We start from the raw sequence: 21,979 nt of genomic DNA on the forward strand, positions 1-21,979 counted from the left end.
CTCGGGACTCTTCAGTCCGGATCATGGGAATGCAGGGACGGATGGTCGTGGACGGGGTTGCGCTTCAGCCACAGGCGCAGCGCCTGCCAGTGGATCGCAGCCACCACCTGCGCGGTCATCAGCGGATAGCGCCACAGCACGCGCGCCAGCGACGCGCCGGTGAGCGGACGGCGTTGCAGGGTCAAGGTGGCGTCGAACGTGCGCTGGCCGCCGCGGCTCACGTCCATGTGCACGCGCAGGTCGTCGCCCGGCACGGTGAAGCGCCAGTCGTATTCGCAGTCCATCGGCATGAACGGCGACACGTGGAAGGTCTTGGGAAAGCTCCAGTGAAGGCCGCGACCGAGTACCTGCGCGTTTTCGATCGGCAGCACGTACGCGTGGCGCTCCTTCCACGGCGTGTTGGTGATCTCGGCCACGACGGCCACCAGGGTCACGCCGTCTTCGGCGAAGCAGTAGTAGAAGCTGACCGGGTTGAACACCAGGCCGACATAACGCAGGTGGGTGAGCAGCCGGATCGGCCCGACCGGGCGATGGCCGGTGGCCTGTTCGACGCGCCGGCGTACCGCCTCGGCCAGCGGCAATTCGGTCGGGCCGAGATAATCGCTGCGGCGGAACTGCGCCACGTTGCGATGTTCGCTGGACCACAGCCAGCGGTTCGCGAACACCTGCTCGACTTCGGCCAGGTCCAGATAGAGCTGGGCCATGCGGTAGTCGAACGCGTGCGCGTGCGGCGCATGCCGGCGATGGCGCACCACGCCCTCGTAAACCGCGCTGGCCAGTTGCAGTTTCGTGCTGGCGGGTTTCACGGTCATGCCGCCAGCTCCTGCTTGTGCATTTCGAGCGGTTCGAGCGGGCCCCCGCCCAGCGGCCAGTGCACGCCGAGCGCCGCGGCCACTTCCACCGCGCTGCGCATGCCGTCTTCGTGGAAGCCCCAGCCCCAGTACGCGCCGGCAAACCAGGTGCGGCGCCAGCCCTGGATTTCGGCCTTGCGCACCTGCGCGTTGACCGCGGCCTGGGTGTAGACCGGATGCTGGTAGCGCATGCGCGCCAGCACCTTTTCCGGGTCGATTGCCGCTGTGCGGTTGAGCGTGACCACGAACGGTTCGGGCGAGTCGATGCCCTGCAGCAGGTTCATGCAGTAGCTGACCGTGCAAGCGGCATCGGGATCGCGCGGCAGCCAGGCGTTCCACGCGGCCCACGCCTTGCGCCGGCGCGGCAGCACGCTGGCGTCGGTATGCAGCACGGTGTCGTTGGCCTGGTAGGTCATCGCGCCGAGGATCGTTTTCTCGCGCTCGTTCGCGTCGGCGAGCAGGGCCAGCGACTGGTCGCTGTGGCAGGCCAGCACGATCTGCTCGAAGCGCTCGCTGCCGGCGGCGCTGTCCACCTCGACCCCGTCGTGGTGGCGGCGAATCGAGAACACCGGGCAGTTCAGCCGCTCGTGCACCGGCCAGTGCGCGCGCAACGCGGCCACATAGGTCGACGAGCCGCCCTGAACCACGCGCCACTGTGGCCGGTCGCTGAGCTGCAGCATCTGGTGGTTGGCCATGAACTGCACCAGGTAGCGCGCCGGAAACTTGAGGATCTGCGTGGGCGGCGACGACCACAGCGCCGACGCCATCGGGATCAGGTGCTCGTCGCGAAACGCCGCGCCGTAGCCATGCTGGCCGAGGTAGTCGCCCAGCGTGGTCATGTCGTCACGCTGCAGCAGCAGCGCCGGGGCCTCGCGGTAGAAGCGGGCGAGGTCGCGCACCATGCCCAGGAAGCGCGGCGACAGCAGGTTGCGGCGCTGGCAGAACAGCGTATCCAGCGTGGCTGCGTTGTACTCCAGCCCGCTCGCTTCGCTGTGCACCGAGAAGCTCATCGTGGTCGGCTGCGAGGCCACGCCCAGCTGCGCGAACATCCGCGTCAGCAGCGGGTAGTGCGCCGGGTTGTGCACGATGAAGCCGCTGTCGATGCGATGGCGCCGGTCGGCCTGTTCCACCTCATGCGTATGCGTGTGCCCGCCGAAATAGCTGTTCGCCTCGAACAGGGTCACGTCATGCTTGCGCGACAGCAGCCACGCCGAGGCCAGCCCCGCGATGCCCGATCCGACCACGGCGATGCGCATGGCCTAGCTCCTCGCCCTGGCCAGCACCCAGGCGGGCACCGGCTTCAGCCCGCGCACCAGACCCAGCATCGACATCAGTTTCAGGCCGTACCAGGTCAGGTCCACTTCCCACCAACGGAAACCCTGGCGGCTGGAGCCGGGGAAGAAGTGATGGTTGTTGTGCCAGCCTTCGCCGAACGTGAGCAGGGCCAGCCACACGTTGTTGCGGCTGTCGTCCTTCGTCTCGAAACGGCGCCTGCCGAACCGGTGCGCCAGCGAGTTGATCGTCACGGTGGCGTGGAACAGCACGATGGTGGAGACGAAGAACCCCCACACCAGCATCTGCCCGCCCGAGGTACCCAGCTGCGGCGCCACGCGCTGCAGCAGCGCGCCGAGCCCGTACATGGCTACGGCCAGCAGTACCGGCACCAGCGTGTCGTAGCGATCCAGCACGCGCAGCTCCGGATACTTGGCCAGATCAGGCACCCGCGACAGGTCGGTGCGGAAATTGCGCGGGGTGAGGAACCAGCCGACATGGCTCCACAGGAAGCCGTGTACCCCCGGCGAATGCGGATCGGCAGGCGTGTCGGTGACGCGATGATGATGGCGATGATGTGCCGCCCACCACAACGGCCCGCGCTGCACGCAGGAGGCGCCGATGGTGGCGAACACGAACTGCACCGCGCGCGAGGTCTGGAACGTGCGATGCGAGAAGTAGCGGTGATAGAAACCGGTGAGCGCGAACATGCGCAGCGCGTACAGCGCGGCCGCAACGATCAGCGCGACCGGCGATACGCCCACCAGGATCACGCCCAGGCAGGCCAGGTGCATCGCCACGAACGGCGCCGCGCGCAGCCAGTCGATGCGGTCCTCGCGCGCCTCGTCCACTTCCACCGCGGCGCTGGTGTCGAACCAGCGCCGCACGCCGCGCATCAGCCACGAACGCCGCGGACTGGCACGATCGGCCATGCCGAGGGTCGAGGTGTCGAGCCGCTCAGGCGTTGCAATCACGGGTGGATCGGGGAGGGTCATGGCAACCTGGCTGTCAGCGGTTCAGTGAGAGATACGCAGGAAGCGGCCCGCTGGATGCATGCGCCGGCAGCGCGCCGGCTTCACGTCGAATCACCGTCGTCCGTGCGATGAAGCGGATCCGGAACGCCGCCGTCCACGTACCCGGTCACACCAGCAGGAGATACGCATGTCAGGCACCAGACAGATCATCGGACTGCTCGGCTGGCTGCTGCTCAGCTTCGCCGCCGCCGCGATCGGCGCGGCCGCCTCGATACAGGCCGCCGCCTTCTACCGGCAGATGGCGCAACCTTCCTGGGCACCGCCCTCGTCGGTGTTCGGCCCGGTGTGGTCGCTGCTGTACGCGCTGATGGGTATCGCCGCATGGCTGGCCTGGCGCGAAGGCGGCTGGCGCCGCCAGCGCGGTGCGCTCGGGCTGTTCGTGCTCCAGCTGGCGGTCAATGCACTGTGGAGCTGGCTGTTCTTCGGCTGGCGGCAGGGCGCATGGGCGTTCGCCGACATCGTGCTGTTGTGGCTGTTGATCGCGGCCACCGTGGTCGCCTCCTGGCGCGTGCGGCCCTTGGCGGGCGCCCTGCTGCTGCCGTACCTGGCCTGGGTGAGTTTCGCCGCGGCGCTGAATTTCGCCGTATGGAAACTCAACCCGGGCTGGCTGGGCTGAGTTGCCCGGAGCCGTGCCCATGCACCGCAAGCCGCTTCGGATGCGCGCCGAAGAACCATCCGGCTGGTCAGCGGAGCCGGCGACAAGACCATCGAACGAGCGGGACATCTTCGGGAAGGACCCACTGCCCGCGCCCTTTTCCGCGATGCTCCTGCCAGGGCAAGAGGTTGAGCAACAGGTGTGGACCACACCTGCATGGTGAACGGATTCGCCTCGTCGTCGGAAAACTTTCACGCAGGCGCACGCATGCTGGGCTGATGTGAGCACTTCATGTTCACCGCAAGGCGAGTCGCGCGACAACCGCGGCTATTGAATTGCGCAACGAGTGAAAAATCGCAAAATGGGTCATCAATCGAGTCGTTGCCGCATCCATGCGGCACACGCCCTGGGTGAGCCAAGGAGTTCGCATGTTCAGTACCGATCTCGCCTTGCCCGAGCGGCAGTCCATTGCCGACCCATCGTCGACGCTGGAAACCGTGTCTCGCCCTCTGCTGCGCGTGATCCAGCATCACCGGCATGGAAACCAGTTTCGTGACCGCGATTGCCTGGGAAGCGCAGCGGCAGGACGTGCTGTTCAGCCTGAACACCGGGGAGTTGCAGATCGTCGAGAAAAGCCAGACCGACTGGCGTGACTCGATTTGCCGCTCCATGTTCCTCGCAAGCCAGGCGGCCAGCATGGACGTGGGCGGCGACGTGGTGGCGACGGGCGACGCGCAGACAGCGGGCATCAAGAGCTTCGTGGCCGTGCCGATACTGAATTGCGCAACGAGTGAAAAATCGCACAATGGGTCATCAATCGAGTCGTTGCCGCATCCATGCAGCACACGCCTTGGGTGAGCCAAGGAGTTCGCATGTCCAGTACCGATCTCGCCTTGCCCGAGCCGCAGTCCAGCGCCGACCCATCGTCGGCGCTGGAAACCGTGTCTCGCCCTCTGCTGCGCGTGATCCAGCACATCACCGGCATGGAAACCAGTTTCGTGACCGCGATTGACTGGGAGGCGCAGCGGCAGGACGTGCTGTTCAGCCTGAACACCGGGGAGTTGCAGATCGTCGAGAAAAGCCAGACCGACTGGCGTGACTCGATGTGCCGCTCCATGTTCCTCGCCGGCCAGGCGGCCAGCATGGACGTGGGCGGCGACGTGGTGGCGACCGGCGCCGCGCAGGCAGCGGGCATCAAGAGCTTCGTGGCCGTGCCGATCCTGGCTGGCGACATCCCGATCGGCACGGTGTGCGGCGCCAGCCGCCGCCCGCTCGAGTTGAGCGAGGACCAGGTCGATGCCTTGCAATGCATTGCCGACGCCGTGCGGCAGCTGCTGCAGGTCGAGCTCGAGAAGACCCTTGCGCTGACGCGGGCAGTCGCTGCCGAGCAGGAGGCGCGAGAAGCACGCAAAAAGGCCAGCCGGAACGCGATCGAAGTCGAGCGCATGGCCCACCTGGCGCATACCGACGACCTCACCGGCCTGCCGAACCGGCGCGCGTTCGTCGCCCGCTGGGAGGACACGCTGGCGCGCTCCGGCCGCCTTCGTTACGGCATCGGCGTGCTGCTGATCGATGCCGATCGCTTCAAGACGATCAACGACACGATGGGTCACCAGATGGGCAACGAGGTGCTTGCCGCCATCGGTGCATCGCTTCGTCAGGCGGTGCGCGGCGAGGACTTGATTGCCCGCCTGGGTGGTGACGAGTTTGCCATGGCCATCTGCACTGCCAGTGGCGAGGAACTGATCAGTCGGGCGCAGTTGATCCGGCAATATTTTGCGACGATTACCGCCGGCCTGGGCGTCGATACCACACTCAGCATTGGCATCGCCCACAGCAAGAACGGTTCGCGTCACCAGTTGCTCGCTGCCGCCGACAGGGCGCTGTACCGCAGCAAGGCCGCCGGTGGCGACCGCGCGACACTCTCGGGCGGGGACGACACCTGAGCAGCCGACCCTGCCTCAGCGGGTGAGCGCGCCGTAGGCATCCAGCGCCTGCTGGCGTGACTGGCCCAGCTCGACCATCGGTGCCGGGTAGCGGCTGCGCCGGAGCAGCGCGGTATCCTTCCAGGGCTCATGCAGCAACCCCAACGGCGCCTCCGCCAGCTCCGGCAACCAGCGCCGCAGATAGACGCCATCCGGATCGAAACGCTTCGCCTGCGTCACCGGATTGAACACCCGGAAATACGGCGCGGCATCGGCGCCGCAGCCGGCCACCCATTGCCAGCCCAGCGTGTTGTTGGCCAGGTCGGCATCGACCAGGGTGTCCCAGAACCAGCGCGCGCCGTGCTGCCAGTGCTGGCGCAGGTTCTTGGTGAGGAAGCTGCCCACGATCATGCGCACGCGGTTGTGCATCCAGCCGGTGTGCCACAGCTCGCGCATGCCGGCGTCGACCAGCGGGATGCCGGTGCGGCCGCGCTGCCAGCGCTCGAGCAAGGCCTGATCCGCAGAGGCCCACGGGAAACCGTCGAAGCGCGGATTGAAGTTGCCGGTCGGCGTATGCGGAAAGTGATACAGCAGGTGATGGGCAAACTCGCGCCAGCCCAGCTCGCGCAGGTACGGCTCGATGTCGGGTCGGCGTTTGGCGTCGATGGCGCGGGCGCGACGATCGAGTTCGAAGTGAATTTGCCGCGGCGAGATCTCGCCGAAGTGCAGGTGCGGCGACAGCCGCGAGGTGCCATGGCGCGCGGGCAGGTCGCGTGCGTGCGCGTAGTCGCCGACGGCGTCGTCGGCGAAGATCTCCAGCAACTCCTGCGCGCCGGCTTCGCCCGGTTGCCAGCTGGCGGCCAGGCCATCGGCCCAGGCGATGCGCGGCAGCAGCTCGAGTGCCGCCAGCGGAACGCTGCCGGGCAATTCGCGCCAGCCCGGCACGCGTGGCGACGGCAGCGGCCCGGTCGCCTGCAGCTGCGGGCGCAGGTTGCGCCAGTACGGCGTGAACACCTTGTACGGCTGGCCTTGCTGGGTGGCGATCTGCCACGGCTCGCACCACAGCGCGGCGTTGTGGCTGTGCACCGCGATGCCGTCACCCTGCAGCGCGCTCTTGATCTGCGTGTCACGGGCGATCGAGGCCGGCTCGTACAACCGGTTCCAGTACACCGCGCTGGCGCCGCTGCTTGCGATCAGCGCCCGCAGAATATCCAGCGGCTCGCCACGACGCAGGTGCAGGCCGGCACCTGCGTCATGCAGTTGCCGAGCGAGGGCGGCCAGTGAATGGTGCAGCCACCAGCGACTGGCGGCACCGGCCGACCACAGGCCTTCGTCGCCGCCGTGGATGAAAACCGGCAGCACCTGCGCGTGGCTCGCACACGCCGCACTCCACGCCGGGTTGTCGGCCACACGCAGGTCGCGCCGGAACAGCACCAGCGCGGTGCTCATCGGCTCGCGCTCCGTCGAAAAAGCACGGCGCTCAGAAACCGAACAGCGGTTGCAGCGTGCGGGCGAACCAGCCGGAGAACACCAGCGGTGCATCGGTGGCCGCCACGCAGATGCACGGCACGCCGGGCGAGGTCACCGGCTGGTGGTTGATCTCGCCATCGAGATCGGCCACGTCACCGGGGCCGAAATGGCCGAGCATGTCGTCGTAGGCGCCGTCCAGGATCATCGTCAGCTCGTTGCCGCCATGGCTGTGCAGCGGCAGCTTGCTGCCCGGTGCGATGCGCAGCAGCATCAGGGTTCCGCCGCCGATGCCGCTGGCTCGGATGCGCTGCACGCCGGGCGCCACGCGTTTCCAGCGCAGCGCGCGCAGCGAGTTGCCGAACCACGGATGCAGCGCGCCCGGCAGTCGATCCGGATCGTCCTGTTCGACGATGTCGGCCGGCTGTGCCGGGTGTTCGAGCACAGGTTCGGCATCGAGCAGCGCCAGCATTGCCGCGCGGGCGTCGTCGGTGGGCGCGTCGACGCGTTGCTGTTGCATCAGCACGCCACCGATCCGGTCGGCGGCGTCCAGGCCTTCGCGGCACTGGGCGCAGCGTTCCAGGTGGGCGGAAGCGACCACGGCGAGCGCGGACGGCAGCGCGCCGGCGGAGTAGCTGAGCAGGGTGGCGTCGTCGAGATGGTGATGCGGTTTCATCGCGGCGACCTCATGCTGCCCTGCAGCTTCGCAAACGCGCGCCGCAGCGAGGATTTGACCGAACCCAGCGGCATGGCCAGCTCACCGGAGATCTCGCTGTGGCTTTTGCTTTCGAGGTAACACATGCGCACCAGCTTGGCCTGCGTTGGCGGGAGGCGATCGATTGCCTGTCTCAGAAGGTCCTGGTCGAAGGACGACTCCGGTTGCGAGTCGAGCCGGGCGGACTCGAGGTGGTCGAGCCGGTCCAGGCCTTCCTGGATCGGCAGCCAGTGCGGCTCCTTGCGCACGTGATCGATGTACAGGTTGCGCGCTACGCGATACAGCCAGGTGGCGAGGCTGGCGCGCGCCGGGTCGAACAGGGCCGCCTTGCGCCACAGCGTCAGCAGCGCCTCCTGCACCAGTTCGTCGGCCATCGACTCGGGCACGCCGAGATTGCGCAGGTAGCGCTGCAGGCGTGGCGAGAAATGATCGTAGATGCGCATGAAACTGGCGCGGTCGCGCTGCGCCGACACCGCGGCCATCTGGGTCGACCAGTACAGTGAGTCCGGGACGGCGTTGCTCACGGGAGGGGGCACGGCTCGTTGCGCCCGGAAGGGCGCCACCTCGGCAGCAAATTGATCTGAACGCATCATACGCAAATTCCCGCTCGCGACGGTCGCTGGACAGCCCAGCGACGAAGCGTGCTTCTTACCGGTGGCATACGTGAGACCGGGGGAATCGGATTCATCCGATCGGGGCAGGCGCGTGCCAGGAGCCAAGGAGCGCCGGGGCCTGGGGACTTGGGAGGTGATCCGTTGCTGGATGGTGGGCCCGCCAGGACTCGAACCTGGAACCAAGGGATTCGCTTGTCCCGGAGGTTTCCCTTCGGAGCGGACTATCTCTTCACCCTTCGCGCGATGCAGTGGCATCGGCGAGTGGGGTGCGGGACGCTCGAGCCTGTGATCAAGGGCACTGAAGCCCTCAGGTAGTCTCTGCACCTTCCGGCGGTGTACCACCGGCTTGGCTCAGGGTTGCCACCGGCCGCGTTGCGCGCCGCTGAGGTTTCCCTGAATTCATCCCGATCCCATCCGCGGATTACGCCGCGGCGGCACCTTTCGATGAGTCCCCTGCTCTAACCATTGAGCTACAGGCCCACAAGCGGGCAATGGTAGAGGAGTTGCCGGGGGCGTGCCAGCGGGCAGCCGCCATTGTGGGAGCGGCTTCAGCCGCGATGCTCTTTGAGGTGGCAGAAAAAGCGTCGCGGCCGAAGCCGCTCCCGCAGGACGCAAAAGCCCCGCCGAAGCGGGGCTCTTCGGTTGCAACCATCGCGATATTTATTCGACGTCGAGGAACGAGCGCAACTGCTCGGAACGACTCGGGTGACGCAGCTTGCGCAGCGCCTTGGCCTCGATCTGGCGGATCCGCTCGCGCGTGACGTCGAACTGCTTGCCGACTTCTTCCAGCGTGTGGTCGGTGTTCATGTCGATGCCGAAGCGCATGCGCAGCACCTTCGCTTCGCGCGGGGTGAGCCCGGCGAGCACGTCGCGCACGGTTTCCATCAGGCCGGTTTCCGTCGCCGAGTCGATCGGCGAGCTGGCGTTGCCGTCTTCGATGAAGTCGCCCAGGTGGGAATCCTCGTCGTCGCCGATCGGGGTTTCCATCGAGATCGGTTCCTTCGCGATCTTCAGTACCTTGCGGATCTTGTCCTCGGGCATTTCCATTTCCTTGGCCAGTTCTTCCGGCGTGGCCTCGCGGCCGAACTGCTGGAGCATCTGGCGGGAAATGCGGTTCAACTTGTTGATCGTCTCGATCATGTGCACCGGAATGCGGATGGTGCGGGCCTGGTCGGCGATCGAGCGGGTGATCGCCTGGCGGATCCACCAGGTGGCGTAGGTCGAGAACTTGTAGCCGCGGCGGTATTCGAACTTGTCGACCGCCTTCATCAGGCCGATGTTGCCTTCCTGGATCAGATCGAGGAATTGCAGGCCGCGGTTGGTGTACTTCTTGGCGATCGAGATCACCAGGCGCAGGTTGGCCTCGACCATTTCCTTCTTGGCGCGACGGGCTTTCGCCTCGCCACTGGCCATGGCGCGGTTGATGTCCTTGATGTCGATCAGCGGCAGGAACAGCTTGCGCTCGATCGCGGCGAGCTTCTCCTGCTCGGCGTCGATCGCCTCGCGATGGGTCTTGATGTTCGGCGACCACTTCTGGCGCTTGCGGCTGAGTTCGGCCACCCACTCGAGATTGCCCTCGTTGCTGGGGAAGGTCTTGATGAATTCGGCCTTGGGCATCTTCACCTGCTTGACGAAGATGTCGAGCAGCACGCGCTCGTGATGGCGGATGTCGCCCACCACTTCGCGCAGCTTGCGCACGAAGCCGTCGATCAGCGCGCTGGGCAGCTTGAGCTTGAGGAACTCCTCGGCCATCTGGTCGCGCAGCTTGACGATCTTCTTGTCGGTGATGCTGGCGGCTTTCGGCGCGGCCTTCTGGAACTTCGCGTAGTAGTCGCGCAGCAGCTCCATGCGACGCTTGACCTCTTCCGGATCGGGACCGGTCGGGCCGGCTTCTTCCTCGTCCTCGGTGGTTTCGTCGTCGTCCTCGTCGCTCTCGTCGTTCGGGTCGGGTTCGGGCAGCAGCGCGGCGGCGGCTTCCTTCTCCTTGCGGGCGAGGTCGGCGGCTTCTTCCAGGTCGAGGAAGCCGGCCAGGATTTCGCTGAGGCGGCGCTTGCCGTCCAGGTGCTGGTCGTACTCTTCCAGCAGCAGTTCGATGGTCAGCGGGAAGCTGGCCAGCGCGGTCTGCACCTGGCCGAGGCCCTCTTCGATGCGCTTGGCGATGGCGATTTCGCCCTCGCGGGTGAGCAGTTCGACCGTGCCCATCTCGCGCATGTACATGCGCACCGGGTCGGTGGTGCGGCCCACTTCGGCGTCCACGGCGGAGAGCAGGGCGACGGCTTCTTCGGCCGCTGCCTCGTCGTCGCCGGAGGTGCTGCCGGGAGCGGCGCCGTCGGCGATGGTGTCGGTGTCGGGCGCAGCGTCGTGCACCTCGATGCCGACGCCCTTGAGCACCGCCATGATGTCTTCGATCTGCTCCGGATCGACGACGTCGTCGGGCAGGTGGTCGTTGATTTCGGCGTAGGTCAGGTAGCCCTGCTCCAGACCTTTGGCGATGAGCGCCTTGATTTCCGACTGTTGCTCGTGGGGAGCTTTGCTATTCATTAACCGACCGCCGCGGGGTTCAAGAACCGGACATTATAGCGATGTGCTGCTTTTTTGACCAGTTTTCAAGTGAGAAAAGATTCCAGGGGGCTACGCAAAAATCGCGCCAGATCACGGTTTTACCGCGCGCTGGGCGTTGCGTGCCCGCGCGTCCCTGCAGGTGTGCGCTTCAACCGGTGTCGAGCCAGAAAGTGACCGGCCCATCGTTCACCAGATGGATGACCATATGGGCACCGAAGCGCCCGGTTTCCACCCCTGGATGTGCGCCGCGGGCCAGCTCCAGCAGCCGCTCGAACCAACGCCGGGCGTGTTCCGGCGTCGCCGCGGTGGTGAAGCTGGGTCGCATGCCGGAGCGGGTGTCGGCGGCGAGGGTGAACTGGCTGACCAGCAGCAGGCCGCCGCCGGTGTCGGCGAGCGAACGGTTCATGCGGCCGGCGTCATCGGCAAACACGCGGTAGCCGAGCAGGCGTTCCAGCATGCGCTGCGCCTGTGTTTCGCCGTCGTCCGGCTGCACCGCCACCAGCGCCAGCAGGCCGGGGCCGATCGCGCCGACGGTGGATTGGTCGATGTCGACGCGGGCGGAAAGTACACGCTGGATCAGGGCAATCATCTTGTTCGGGGATTCGGGATTCGCAAGAGCATAAGCGAAGGACGGCCAGCGACTGCACGCGTCCTCTACACTTTCATGCATGCGCTTCGACATCTATCTGATCTATCTGTTCCTGCGTCTGCTGGCGCTGTTGCCGTTGCGATCGTTGCACGGCCTGGGTGCCGCTTTGGGCCGGTTGATGCTTTGGCAGCATGGACGTACGGCCCACAACACCGCGATGAATCTGCGGATCGCGCGGGCCGGGCTGGATGACGCGGCGCAGGCGGCGCTGCTGCGTGAGGTGATGGTCGAGGGCGGCAAATCGGTCAGTGAACTGGTCAAGATATGGGGCGGCGGTGCCGAGCGCGCGCTGGGACTGGTTCGCGATGTGCGCGGCGAGGCGCTGCTGGACGCCGCGCTGGCTTCGGGGAAGGGGGTGATCATCGCCGCGCCGCACCTGGGTTGCTGGGAGTTGTTGAACTACTGGCTGTGCCGCAAGACGCCGATGGCGATCCTTTACCGGCCGCCACGGATCGCGGCGATCGAGGGTCTGTTGCGGAAGGTGCGCGGTGCGCTGGCGCCAGTGCAGATACGGGCCGATGGCGCCGGTGTGCGCACGTTGTACAAGCGGCTGGCTGCCGGCGGCACCGTCGGCATCCTGCCGGACCAGAAGCCGCGCGCGGGCGAGGGCCAGTTCGCGCCGTTCTTCGGTCGCGAGGCGCTGACCATGGTGTTGTTGCCGCGACTGGCCGCACGCACCGGGGCGACGGTGCTGCTCGCGTTCGCCGAGCGGTTGCCGAAAGGTTCCGGCTACCGCATCCACCTGCTTCCGGCGCCGGCCGGGCTGGCCGATGAGGATCTCGGCATCGCATGCAGCGCGCTCAACCGGGGCGTGCAGAACTGCATCGAGCTGGCTTTCGCGCAGTACCAGTGGCAGTACAAGCGCTATTCGGCCCACGGCCGGCCCAGCCCCTACGACCGTGCGGACAAATAGCCGATTGCCGGGATTCCGGTATGCGTCAGGGTTGCGGCTTTTCCAGCCGCCGCAGAAATACCGTCATCTCTTTTTCCGCCTGCTTGTCGCCGCGCTGGCTGGCGGCAGCGATGCCGCGGCGCCAGGCGTCGGCGGCAGCGGCCTCGTCGCCGCTGGCCAGACAGGCCTTGCCCAGCAGCTTCCACGCCGCCGAGTACGCCGGATCGAAAACGATCGCGCGCGTGAGCTCCCCGATGGCCGCGTCCGCGTCCCCGTCGGCAAGCAAGGCGTTGCCGAGCGAAAAACGCAGCAGCGCGCCATCACGCGGGCCGTCGCACTGCTTGCGCAGGCTGGCGATCAACTCCGCGCTCATGGCTGCATGCTCACGGCTGCGTGTAGTGGCGCCCGCCGTCGGCCGAATACATCTGGGTGGGCTGAGGCGGTTCGGGCGGGGTGTGGCCGGCACGCAGTTCGGCCAGCGAGGTGGCCTGCCAGATCACCAGCCACGATGAGCGAAACGGCTGTACCAGCAAGGCGTAGCGCAGGTCATTGGCGTCGAGCTTCTCCGGGTGGACCACGATCACTCCGTCGGGGTGGGCACGGGCAAAATCCTGCACCGCCTGATCGCCGAACAGCTCGCTGACGGGGTGGGTCAGCCGCCCCTCGAAATGGAACTGGCCGTCGTAGCTGCCCAGGTAGCCGATCGAGCGGTCCGCCCGTTCGACCGCGCCCAGCAGGCGGGTGCTCGGGCGCAGGTCATAACGTGGCCACAGGGTCAGCGTGAACAGCGTATTGAGGGCGAGCGCGCCGATCAGTCCGGCGAAGGCGAGGCGGCGCAATTCGCCGCGTCCGCGCAGCAGCAAAAGGCCGCCCAGCAGCAGGAAGACCCCGCCGAAATAACGACTGTAAGGGGCGGCGGAGTCTGCCCATTCGCCATGCAGGTGATTGCCGGCGACCAGCGTCGGCAGGGCGAACAGCAACAGCCCGAACACGATGCCACCCACGCCCAACGGCCAGGTGCCGAACCAGGGGTTTTCGGCAAGCGCCGGCCGGCGCTCGCGCAACACGGCGATCGCGCCAGACATCAACAGCACGATGCCGCCGGCTTCCGGAAACAGGTAATACGGCTGCTTGCCGCTGATCAGCGAGAACACGATGAAACTGGGGATCAGCCAGCACAGCGCAAAGCGCAGGCCCGGGTCCAGCGGCCGCCGCAAACCGGCGATGGCCACCCACACGCGCGGCCAGCCACTGAACGGAAACAGCAGCGGCAACAGCCACAGCAGGTAGAACCAGAACGGCTCGGCATGGTTCTGCAGATCCTTGCCTTCTGACAGCTTGTCGACCACACGGCCGGCGGTCTGAGTGAAGAACAGTCGTTGCCGGTACGCCTCGCCGCCGGAGAACCCGGCCGGCAGCGCCCATGCCAACAGCATCGCGGCGCCGAGCAGCAGCGAGAGCGTGCCGCCGCCGTACCAACGTGCGCGATGCTGACGTGCCCAGTCGTTCCACAGCGGACCGAGCAGCCACGGAAAGATCACGTGCAGCAGCATCACCGGGCCCTTGGTCAGCAAGCCCAGACCGATGCACAGGCCGAACAGCAACCAGCGCGGTTCGGCCCGCTGCATCTTCGGGGTCAGGCACAGCAGGGCAGCCAGCGTCCACATGGCCAGCAACCCGTCGTACATGATCTGCAGGCCGAACAGGAACGCGCAGCCCAGCGCCAGCAGCATCCACGGCGCCGCCTTGGCCATCCACGGCCGGCTCGGGAACAGCCGCCGCGCCAGCAGCGAGACGAGCACCAGTTGCGCACCGCCGATCAGTACCTCCAGCACGCGCGGCCAGATGTCGTTGACGCCGAACACGAACCAGCCGGACTGGATCAGCCAGAACAGCAGCGGCGCCTTCTCGCTGTAGGGCTGGCCGTTGATGTGCGGAACCAGCCAGTGGTTCTGGCTCCACATCTCCCACGCCACCGCCAGGGTGCGGGTGGAATACAGCGGCATCGGCCCATGCGAAAAGATCGCCAGCAGCGCCACCGCGGTCCACAGCGGCAGCCACGGCCATACGGCGCGCAAATGTTCGGTACGACTATAAGGACGAAGTGACACAGGCGGACCCTGGACTGGTTGAGGCTCGATTCTAGCCTGCACGTTGCGTTGGCAAGACGATTACGCCGCACCCCAGTAGCCGATGCGCCGGCGTATCTTCAACTTGCGCCACAGGTTCAAGGGCTTGCGCCGGCGGTTGCGCGCGCCCGCGGCGATGAAGGCGTCGATCGCATCCAGCACGCGTTCGCTGGAGCGGCCATCGCGGTAGGGATGGATCGCGTCGGCGTAGTCGCGGATCGCCTGCAGCAGTTCCGGCGGTCGTGCCAGTGCGCGTTCGATGGCGCCCTCGAACTGCGCCGGGTCGTCGATGTCGATCAGCTGCGGGCCGGGGCGTCGGTTCTTGAACGTCACCACCGGCTTGCCGGTGAGCAGAAATTCGTTGAGCGCGGACGAGGTGTCCGAGCACATCATGTCGACCTGCGGGAACAGCTCCAGGATGTTGTCGTTCTCGGCGAAGGTGAGGTAGTCGTTCTGCAGCGCCTTGAACCTTGCGGTGGTCTCCGGATTCATCTTCGGGTGGAAGGTGACGATCCAGCGCCAGCGGCCGTCGCGCGACAGCCGCTTCACTTCCCCGTACAGCGTTTCGGCGGCGCTCCACGACGGCGAGAAGGTGGAGTGGTACAGGATCACCGGCGGCTGCCGTACCGGCGGCAACGGGCCGCTGATCTCCTTCATGAACGGGTCGATCTTGGGAAAGCCGGTCTCGATCACGCTGAAATGGCCGAGCCTGTCGGCGATCGCCTGGAACTGTGCGGTGTCGCGTGGCCCGGTGGTGCAATACAGGTCGAAGAAACCGCGCACGTAGATGTGCCGTGGCTTGCCGGCGTCGAAACCGTGGAAGGTCTCGACCTTCACGCCGGGAAAGAAGTGCGGTACCGCGTTGGACGAGGTGATCACCGCGAGCGGCTTCCATGCGCGCACTTCGGCCACCGTCAACAGGCGCTCGCCCGCGACCAGGTCCTCCGCGCCGGGGCCGTCGAAGAACCAGGCGGCTTCATCGCCGCGGGCGCGGATCGCTTCCTGCAGCGGACGCAGGATCGCCAGCGCGTAGCGCTCGGAGCCGTAGAGGAGATAGTGTTTTTTACCAGTCATCAGCGATCGATTTCGTGCTTGTGGAGCAGTGCCGCCGCACGCGTCACCGACTCCGGGTGATTGACCATCTCGTAGTAGCGCATGCGTTTGTACAGCGCATAGCTGGCGGCCGTCTGCGCGATGACGAAGCCGCGCCAACCGTCCAGGAAAGCGAGCCGGAACACATAATCCTTGAGGAAGGCCAGCGCGTACACGAACGGTGCCTGCCACATCCTCACAGGCTTGCGCCGGTCCAGCCAGTCGCGGCATTTCAGCTCGGCGTAGCGCAATACCTTGAGCTGCTTGTGCGGCAGGGTCGGGTTGTTGGCGTGGTCGAACGGTGCGTGCAGGGTCGGCGCGATGCCGTCGAAGCGCAGCGATTCGTGTACCCGCACGTCGCTCCAGCGTGCGCGGCCGCGGTGATACAGCCGCGCCAGTTTTTCGCCCACGTTCGGCCGATACCAACGCATCGGCCGCCCCATGTAGATCGTGCGGCGTCGCAGGTACGCTGCCGGCGCGTCGCCGGCCATCAACTCGGGCAGGCGCTGGCGCAGTTCCGCAGCGAGTTCCGGGCTGAGGTATTCATCGGCGTCCAGCACCAGGATCCAGTCATGGCTGCACTGGCTGCTGGCGAAGTTGCGCTGCGCGCCGAAGCCGAGCCAGTCCTGGTGGATCACGCGGGCGCCATGCGCCTGCGCGATCGCCACGGTGTCGTCCTCGCTGCCACTGTCGACCACCAGTTTCTCGGCCGCGAACGGCACGCTGTCCAGACAGCGGGCGATGTTCCCGGCCTCGTTGTGGGTGATGACGGCGAGGGTCAGCGGCAAGGTCGGCATGGGCGCGATTCTAGCCGATCGCCGCCGTCGGGCCGTGCAGCGAATCGGGCGCCAGAAGCCCGAGCTCCTCCTAGGCCAACTGTTGCAGTGCGCCCTGCAGCAGGCCCGGGAAGGCCCGCTGGTTCGCCTCGAACCATGCACGTGCCGCGGCACCCAGGCTGGCCTGCTGGGCGGAACTCATCGTGCGCAGTCGCTCGATCGCCTCCTCCAGCGCCGATTCATCGAAGCGGTAACGCATCGCCGCATTGAGCGGTCCGATTTCGCTGGCGCTGACCAGCAGGCCGCGATCCGGTCGCACCAGTTCGTTCATCGGCGGCGCATCGCAGGTTACGACCACGGCGCTGCAGCTCATTGCCTCGGCAATGTAATGGCCCCAGCCCTCCGTCTCCGACAGGCACAGGTGAAACGCGTGGCTGTTCTGCAGCTGGCGGACCTCGTCAATGCGGGACAGCGTGGCGATCCGGTGCTCGACGTTGTGGTGATCCGGCGTGGCTGGCTCGTCGCGCAGGGTATTCGGCGATTGCAGCACCAGCAGCGGCGGCCATTCCGGATGACGCCGCCACACCTCCAGCAGGCGTCGCGTGCCCTTCATGTCGCTGGCCCCGGCCAGATGCAGGAAGCGGGGTTGCCGCACGACATCCGCAAGCAGGCAGTCGCTGCTGCGAAAGCCGATGTAGATCGTGCGCACGCCGCGTGCCTCGAAGGCGGCGACGGCAACCCTGGTCTTGGCGAGCAGCGCGTCGAACCGGTGCAGGTGACGCTCGTCCCGCGGCGAGAACCATTCCGGATTGGGAATGAACAGGTTCCGCTGCGCCACTCCGAAATAGGCCGGTTGCACATGTTCCAGCATGATGTTGACGTCGAACAGCCGCGACCCGCGCCCGCCGGCGCGCAGCCATTGCCATGACAGCCGCAGGTGCAGCAGCAGGGCCTTTATCGATCGCCGACGCCGGCGCGGGCCCACCGCGGTGAAATGCACATGGTGGCCCAGCGCCTCGAGCGCCTCGCGCAACAGGCGCAGGTCGTGGCTCAGGCCGCGGCTGTTGTCCCAGCCGATCAGGTTGATGCGCAGCGACCGTTCAGTCACCCGGCGCCTCCCGTGGCGACAGGTTGCGGCTGGCGATCAGTACGGCCAGGCCGAGTACGAGGAAGAAATACAGCGACTGCGGCATGGCGCGATAAAACACGTTGTCGGTCAACGCACACAAGGCATACATCACGATCACGGCCACACCTGCGGTCGCCACGACACGCATGGCCTGATCGCCGCGACGCGCATGACGGATGAAATAGGCCAACGGAAAGCCGAAGAGCGACAGTAAAACCAGCAACCCGGGCACGCCACCGGTAGCCGCCCACTCCAGGTATTCGTTGTGCGGGTGATCGTACTTGGCGATCTCGGGGCTGGCGTGGCCTTGCGCCACTTGCTCGCGCACATAGGGGCCGAACCGATCGAGGCCCACTCCGGTCAGCGGGTGATCGAGCGCGGCATGACCGGCGATATGCCACATCTCCAGTCGTTCGCCCACGGAACCCAGCTCGTCGCTGCTCTGGTCATAGCGGACCACCTCCGTGCCCACCCTTGCGAAACGCGCGAGTACCTCGCCATGCAAGCTGATCCCGGCCAGTACGCCGCCGCAAACGACGGCAGCGATCAGCAGCAGGCTGCGGCGCCAGTGTCCGGTGTCGCGTGCGTAATTCATCAACACCAGCAGGAACACCGGAACGAAGGCGAGCAGAGGACCGCGACTCTGGGTCAACAAGGCGCCGTACATGCCGAACACGAGCCCTCCGCCATGCACGACCTTTTCCAGTCGGCCACATTGCGAGTACAGCAACTGCAACAGCGACATCAGTGCCAGCACCAGCAGAAACATGGCGAACTCGATGGCGGCCCAATCGCCGCCGTTGAGGCCATAGGCGCGAGGGGCCCCGAGCACGAGGTGCTGCACGATGCAAACCGAGCCGAGCAGGACGGCCGTCAGGCTGAAGCCAAGCCAGATCATGCGCATCCGCAGCGGCAGGCTGAATACCGCCGCTATCATCATGTACAGCAGGATATGCGACGGCCGGTCGAAAGCCGCCCAGCCCAGCCGATGGCCGAAAACGTTCAGTGCGGCATAAAGCAGTGCCAGCGCGCTAACGGCGACAACCATCCGCGCGCGCCGAAAGCTGTGCCGTGTTTCCGCCCGGCAAGCCAGCAGGCCCAGCCCCGTCAGCATGAGCAGTGCCAGAGGCAGCACCTTGACGCGCCCGGAAATCGCGAACGAAAGCGGTGTCACGGCGACCAGCAACGACAGCACATCGAGTCCATGGGTGCTCAACCTTCCATATGCACCATCGTCTTTCAATCGAATCGCCTCCCGGGTGGCATGGAATACGCGAACAGCCGCGCTTGTCGAGCCGGCGTGCATGTTACTTTAGGGCAGTACAACGGCGCCTCATTGTGGTCCTGCCGTAACGATCACGTTCACGTTTCCCCGCCATGTCGTCGAGGGCATCGTCCGATGCCGGATAGATGCCTTGAAACTGCTGTTTACCAACTTTCATGATGGCGATGGCGGCGGCCATACGACCTACGTACTCACTCTGGCAGCGGCGCTCGCCGCCCGGCATGCCGTGCATGTGGCAGCGCCGGCGACCAGCCGGCTGTATCGGCAGGCCGGCGCCGTCGCTGGCGTGCATGCCCGGGCGCAAGCGTTCCCGACGGGCGTCAGGCTGGCCGCGCACTGGCGTGCGTGGCGACAGTTGCGGGCGTTGCTGCGCGAACAGGATTTCGACGTGGTGCATGTCAACGGCTCCGCCGATCACCGGCTGGTGATCAGCGCCCTGCGCGGACGGCAACGGCGGCCGCGCATCGTGCTGACCAAGCACAATTCCAAGCCGATGACCGGCATCGGCCAGTGGTGGCGGGCACGTCAAGGAACCGATCAGGTGATCGCGGTTTGCGAATACACACGCCGCGAGCTGATGGTTTCGCCCTATCGGCGTTGTCGACTGGCCACCGTCCACAACGGCGTGGACATCGGGCACTTCAGCCCGTGGCTGGATGCGCCGGCCAGACAGGAGCGGCGGCGCTGGATGGGTGATCGGCCGGGGCTGCTGCTCGGCAGCAATGCCGGCACGGCCGACTACAAGGGCTGGATGGACCTGGTCGAGGCGCTCGCACTGCTGCCTGCGGAGCAGCGCCTGCTGGTGCATCTGCTCATCGCCGGCAAGCTGCCCTCGGAATGCGCGCGGCAACGCATTGGGGAGCTCGGACTGGCCGGACAGGTGCACTTTCCCGGCCTGCTGGCCGACGTGCGGCCGACGATCGCCGCGATCGATGCCGGCTTCGTGCTTTCCTGGGGGGTCGAGACGATCTCGTTCGCCTGCCGCGAAATGATGGCCATGGGCAAGCCGGTGCTGGTCAGCGAGTACGCGGGCCTGGCCGAGAACATCCGCCCCGGACGCGATGGCTGGAGCGTGCCGCCACGCGACCGCCCGGCCATGGCGCGCATGCTGCAACGCTTGTTGGAGGAGCGACCCGAACTTCCCGCGATGGGCCGCGCGGCTCGCGAGCATGCCGAGGAATCTTTCGGGGTAGACCATTTCGTCGAACGCACCGAAGCGGTCTATGCGGCGCTGCTGGCCGGCGAAGTCGTTGTTCAATCCGACGAATCCTGATCGCTGTCGCCGCCGCGCGGCACGCAACCGGGCACCACCGCATCGGCCCTGAACATCCACCATTCACGACGATTGGCGTGGCCGACGTGGATGGCGCGCCGGCGATCTACGCAAGCGCCCATCGCCTCGTCGAGGCTGAAGATCCAGCGCTGCGCAGGCGCTTGTTGCAGCCACGCAACCGCATCGGCATATTGCTGTGGCCATGGCTTGAGAAAACCGAATTCGGCAACCGGACCTTGCGCCATCAGCAGGTTCTGCTCCTTCCAGGCGAGCAGGCCGATGGTTGCCTCGGGTCCGGCGATCGTGCGCGCCTGCACCATCACGTCGCGTGCCGAGCGATCGCCGTTGAGCATCGGGTAACCCCACAGCCCGTACACGCACCACAGCACGCTGGCGAACAGCAGCCAGCCGAGCGGCGCGCGGCGCACCCGGGTGAATGCAGCGATGATCAAACCGGCCACACCGATGCCGAGCAGCATCCACCAGATCTGCGGGTCCAGGCTTTGTTCGATCCTGATCGCCCAGGCCGGATGCCGATGAATCGCCAGCGCGGCGGCGATACCGAGTATCGCGGACAGCAGCAGGGTCAGAACGAACACCGCGATGCGCACGCCGCGCCGACGCAGCAAGCCGGGCAGCAGCGGCGCCAACGCCAGCGCGGCCATCGGCAGCGCCGGCAGGATGTAGACGTCGCGCTTGCCCGGGCTGAACGAGAAGAACAGCAGCACCAGCACGATCCAGCCCAGCGGCAGCAGGAATCGCGCGTCGCGACGCTTCAGCCGTCGCCACCACGCGGGCAGCGCCCATGGCAGCAGCAATGACAGTGGCAGCCAGTCGACCGCGATGATGCCGAGAAAGTAGAACGGCGAATGGATGTGGCCGCTCGGGGTGGCGTAGCGATGCACGGTCTGCCCGAACAGGATGTTCTGCACGTAGGCGGCGTGCTGCGGATCGCCATCGGCGCGGGCGGTCAGCAGCATCGGCAGCAACCAGCCGAGGATCGGGATCAGGAAACAGGCCAGCCCTCCGGCCCAGCGCCAGCCGCCGGTGGGCAAGGCCGCGTGACGCCAGTATCCGGGGCGCGCGATCACGTAGGGAATCAGCATCAGCAGTGCCAGCACGCCGACGCCCTTGGTCACCACGCCGACGCCGGCGAAGAAGCAGCCGACCGCGAACCAGCGCCATGACGGCCCCAGCAGCAGGTGGCGCAGCAGGCCGTAATTGGCCAGGGTGATCCAGCCCAGCAGCAGGGGATCGATCTGCGCGTTGCGCATCTGGTAGGTGAAGTGGATGGTCAGCAGCAGCGTGGCGGCGGCCAGCAATGCGCTGCGGTGGTTCCACAACCGGCGCGCGAGGTCGTAAACCAGCGCCAGCGCACCGAGCGCGGCAGCCAGCGAGGGCAGCAGGAAGGCCACTCGCCAGTTGCCGCACACCAGATAGGCAAGTGCCTGCAGCCACATGAACACCGGCGGCTTGTCCGGGTACAACTCGTGGCCGCGATGCGGGAACAGCCATTGTCCGTGTTCCACCATCCAGTGGGCGACCAGCGCGAAACGCGGTTCGTCGGACGGCCACGGATCGCGCATGCCGATACCGATGCCGAGCAACAGCAGCGCGAACACGCCGAACAGCAGCAGTTCCCAGCGGGCACTGCGCAGCCACAACGGGCGCGCACGGGACAAGGAGGGCTTCACGGGCGGGAGGGTTCCGTCGGTGCGG

20 protein-coding genes are annotated in these 21,979 nt (G+C 66.6%); 5 read left to right on the plus strand and 15 right to left on the minus strand.

Going from position 1 to position 21,979, the window contains the following annotated elements; genetic code table 11:
* Positions 1–11 precede the first annotated feature (11 nt).
* The 3 genes from CIW53_RS10875 to CIW53_RS10885 are packed head-to-tail and all read right to left on the minus strand — an operon-like array spanning position 12 to position 3,055.
* On the minus strand, positions 12–812 hold the full coding sequence (locus CIW53_RS10875) for a DUF1365 domain-containing protein (RefSeq protein WP_149364732.1): 801 nt from the start codon (positions 810–812) through the stop codon (positions 12–14).
* Positions 809–2,107, minus strand: a complete 1,299-nt coding sequence (locus CIW53_RS10880) for an FAD-dependent oxidoreductase (RefSeq protein ID WP_149364733.1) — start codon at positions 2,105–2,107, stop codon at positions 809–811. The genes CIW53_RS10875 and CIW53_RS10880 overlap by 4 nt, the downstream gene beginning before the upstream one ends.
* Positions 2,108–2,110: 3 nt before the next feature.
* The gene (locus CIW53_RS10885; protein WP_149364799.1) at positions 2,111–3,055 is read right to left on the minus strand and encodes an acyl-CoA desaturase; all 945 of its coding nucleotides are present in this window, start codon (positions 3,053–3,055) and stop codon (positions 2,111–2,113) included.
* Between the two features lie 229 nt (positions 3,056–3,284).
* Between CIW53_RS10885 and CIW53_RS10890 the strand changes: the two genes are divergently transcribed.
* The 3 genes from CIW53_RS10890 to CIW53_RS10900 all read left to right on the plus strand — a co-directional run bounded on the left by CIW53_RS10890 (position 3,285) and on the right by CIW53_RS10900 (position 5,698).
* Positions 3,285–3,773, plus strand: a complete 489-nt coding sequence (locus CIW53_RS10890; RefSeq protein ID WP_149364734.1) for a TspO/MBR family protein — start codon at positions 3,285–3,287, stop codon at positions 3,771–3,773.
* Between the two features lie 516 nt (positions 3,774–4,289).
* Positions 4,290–4,610 (plus strand): hypothetical protein, encoded by a 321-nt coding sequence (locus CIW53_RS10895; RefSeq protein ID WP_149364735.1) that lies wholly within the window; start codon positions 4,290–4,292, stop codon positions 4,608–4,610.
* A gap of 14 nt (positions 4,611–4,624) precedes the next feature.
* The gene (locus tag CIW53_RS10900; protein WP_172969640.1) at positions 4,625–5,698 is read left to right on the plus strand and encodes a sensor domain-containing diguanylate cyclase; all 1,074 of its coding nucleotides are present in this window, start codon (positions 4,625–4,627) and stop codon (positions 5,696–5,698) included.
* 15 nt (positions 5,699–5,713) lie between these two features.
* Here the strand turns inward: CIW53_RS10900 and CIW53_RS10905 are convergent, their stop codons facing one another.
* The 5 genes from CIW53_RS10905 to dtd form a co-directional block, all read right to left on the minus strand.
* Positions 5,714–7,126, minus strand: a complete 1,413-nt coding sequence (locus CIW53_RS10905) for a deoxyribodipyrimidine photo-lyase (RefSeq protein ID WP_149364737.1) — start codon at positions 7,124–7,126, stop codon at positions 5,714–5,716.
* A 31-nt stretch (positions 7,127–7,157) separates the two neighbouring features.
* Positions 7,158–7,820 (minus strand): ChrR family anti-sigma-E factor, encoded by a 663-nt coding sequence (locus tag CIW53_RS10910; RefSeq protein WP_149364738.1) that lies wholly within the window; start codon positions 7,818–7,820, stop codon positions 7,158–7,160.
* Positions 7,817–8,383: a sigma-70 family RNA polymerase sigma factor gene (locus CIW53_RS10915; RefSeq protein WP_242451859.1), complete on the minus strand. Its 567-nt coding sequence runs from the start codon at positions 8,381–8,383 to the stop codon at positions 7,817–7,819. The genes CIW53_RS10910 and CIW53_RS10915 overlap by 4 nt, the downstream gene beginning before the upstream one ends.
* 750 nt (positions 8,384–9,133) lie before the next feature.
* Positions 9,134–11,014 (minus strand): RNA polymerase sigma factor RpoD, encoded by a 1,881-nt coding sequence (rpoD, locus tag CIW53_RS10920; RefSeq protein ID WP_149364740.1) that lies wholly within the window; start codon positions 11,012–11,014, stop codon positions 9,134–9,136.
* A gap of 169 nt (positions 11,015–11,183) precedes the next feature.
* Positions 11,184–11,624: a D-aminoacyl-tRNA deacylase gene (dtd, locus tag CIW53_RS10925; RefSeq protein WP_149364741.1), complete on the minus strand. Its 441-nt coding sequence runs from the start codon at positions 11,622–11,624 to the stop codon at positions 11,184–11,186.
* 79 nt (positions 11,625–11,703) lie between these two features.
* Between dtd and CIW53_RS10930 the strand changes: the two genes are divergently transcribed.
* Positions 11,704–12,597 carry a lipid A biosynthesis acyltransferase gene (locus tag CIW53_RS10930; protein ID WP_149364742.1) on the plus strand — a complete coding sequence of 298 codons (894 nt, stop codon included), beginning with the start codon at positions 11,704–11,706 and terminating at the stop codon, positions 12,595–12,597.
* Positions 12,598–12,622: 25 nt separating this feature from the next.
* Here CIW53_RS10930 and CIW53_RS10935 read toward each other — a convergent pair whose 3' ends face one another.
* The 6 genes from CIW53_RS10935 to CIW53_RS10960 all read right to left on the minus strand — a co-directional run bounded on the left by CIW53_RS10935 (position 12,623) and on the right by CIW53_RS10960 (position 18,918).
* On the minus strand, positions 12,623–12,949 hold the full coding sequence (locus CIW53_RS10935; RefSeq protein ID WP_149364743.1) for a tetratricopeptide repeat protein: 327 nt from the start codon (positions 12,947–12,949) through the stop codon (positions 12,623–12,625).
* 10 nt (positions 12,950–12,959) lie between these two features.
* Positions 12,960–14,687, minus strand: a complete 1,728-nt coding sequence (locus CIW53_RS10940; RefSeq protein ID WP_149364744.1) for a glycosyltransferase family 39 protein — start codon at positions 14,685–14,687, stop codon at positions 12,960–12,962.
* Positions 14,688–14,747: 60 nt separating this feature from the next.
* The gene (locus CIW53_RS10945; protein WP_149364745.1) at positions 14,748–15,779 is read right to left on the minus strand and encodes a CDP-glycerol glycerophosphotransferase family protein; all 1,032 of its coding nucleotides are present in this window, start codon (positions 15,777–15,779) and stop codon (positions 14,748–14,750) included.
* Positions 15,779–16,594 (minus strand): glycosyltransferase family 2 protein, encoded by an 816-nt coding sequence (locus tag CIW53_RS10950; protein ID WP_149364746.1) that lies wholly within the window; start codon positions 16,592–16,594, stop codon positions 15,779–15,781. Before CIW53_RS10950 ends, CIW53_RS10945 begins: the two co-directional genes overlap by 1 nt.
* Before the next feature lie 70 nt (positions 16,595–16,664).
* Complete coding sequence (locus CIW53_RS10955; RefSeq protein ID WP_242451860.1) at positions 16,665–17,681, minus strand: glycosyltransferase; 1,017 nt, start codon at positions 17,679–17,681, stop codon at positions 16,665–16,667.
* Complete coding sequence (locus CIW53_RS10960; RefSeq protein WP_242451861.1) at positions 17,674–18,918, minus strand: O-antigen ligase family protein; 1,245 nt, start codon at positions 18,916–18,918, stop codon at positions 17,674–17,676. Before CIW53_RS10960 ends, CIW53_RS10955 begins: the two co-directional genes overlap by 8 nt.
* A 199-nt stretch (positions 18,919–19,117) precedes the next feature.
* On the opposite strand from CIW53_RS10960, the gene CIW53_RS10965 reads away from it, so the two are divergent.
* Positions 19,118–20,260 carry a glycosyltransferase family 4 protein gene (locus CIW53_RS10965; protein ID WP_149364748.1) on the plus strand — a complete coding sequence of 381 codons (1,143 nt, stop codon included), beginning with the start codon at positions 19,118–19,120 and terminating at the stop codon, positions 20,258–20,260.
* Here the strand turns inward: CIW53_RS10965 and CIW53_RS10970 are convergent.
* Complete coding sequence (locus CIW53_RS10970; RefSeq protein WP_172969641.1) at positions 20,242–21,954, minus strand: glycosyltransferase family 39 protein; 1,713 nt, start codon at positions 21,952–21,954, stop codon at positions 20,242–20,244. The genes CIW53_RS10965 and CIW53_RS10970 overlap by 19 nt on opposite strands.
* Between the last annotated feature and the right edge of the window lie 25 nt (positions 21,955–21,979).

This window comes from Rhodanobacter sp. T12-5 (genome assembly GCF_008329435.1).
Lineage (GTDB): Bacteria > Pseudomonadota > Gammaproteobacteria > Xanthomonadales > Rhodanobacteraceae > Rhodanobacter.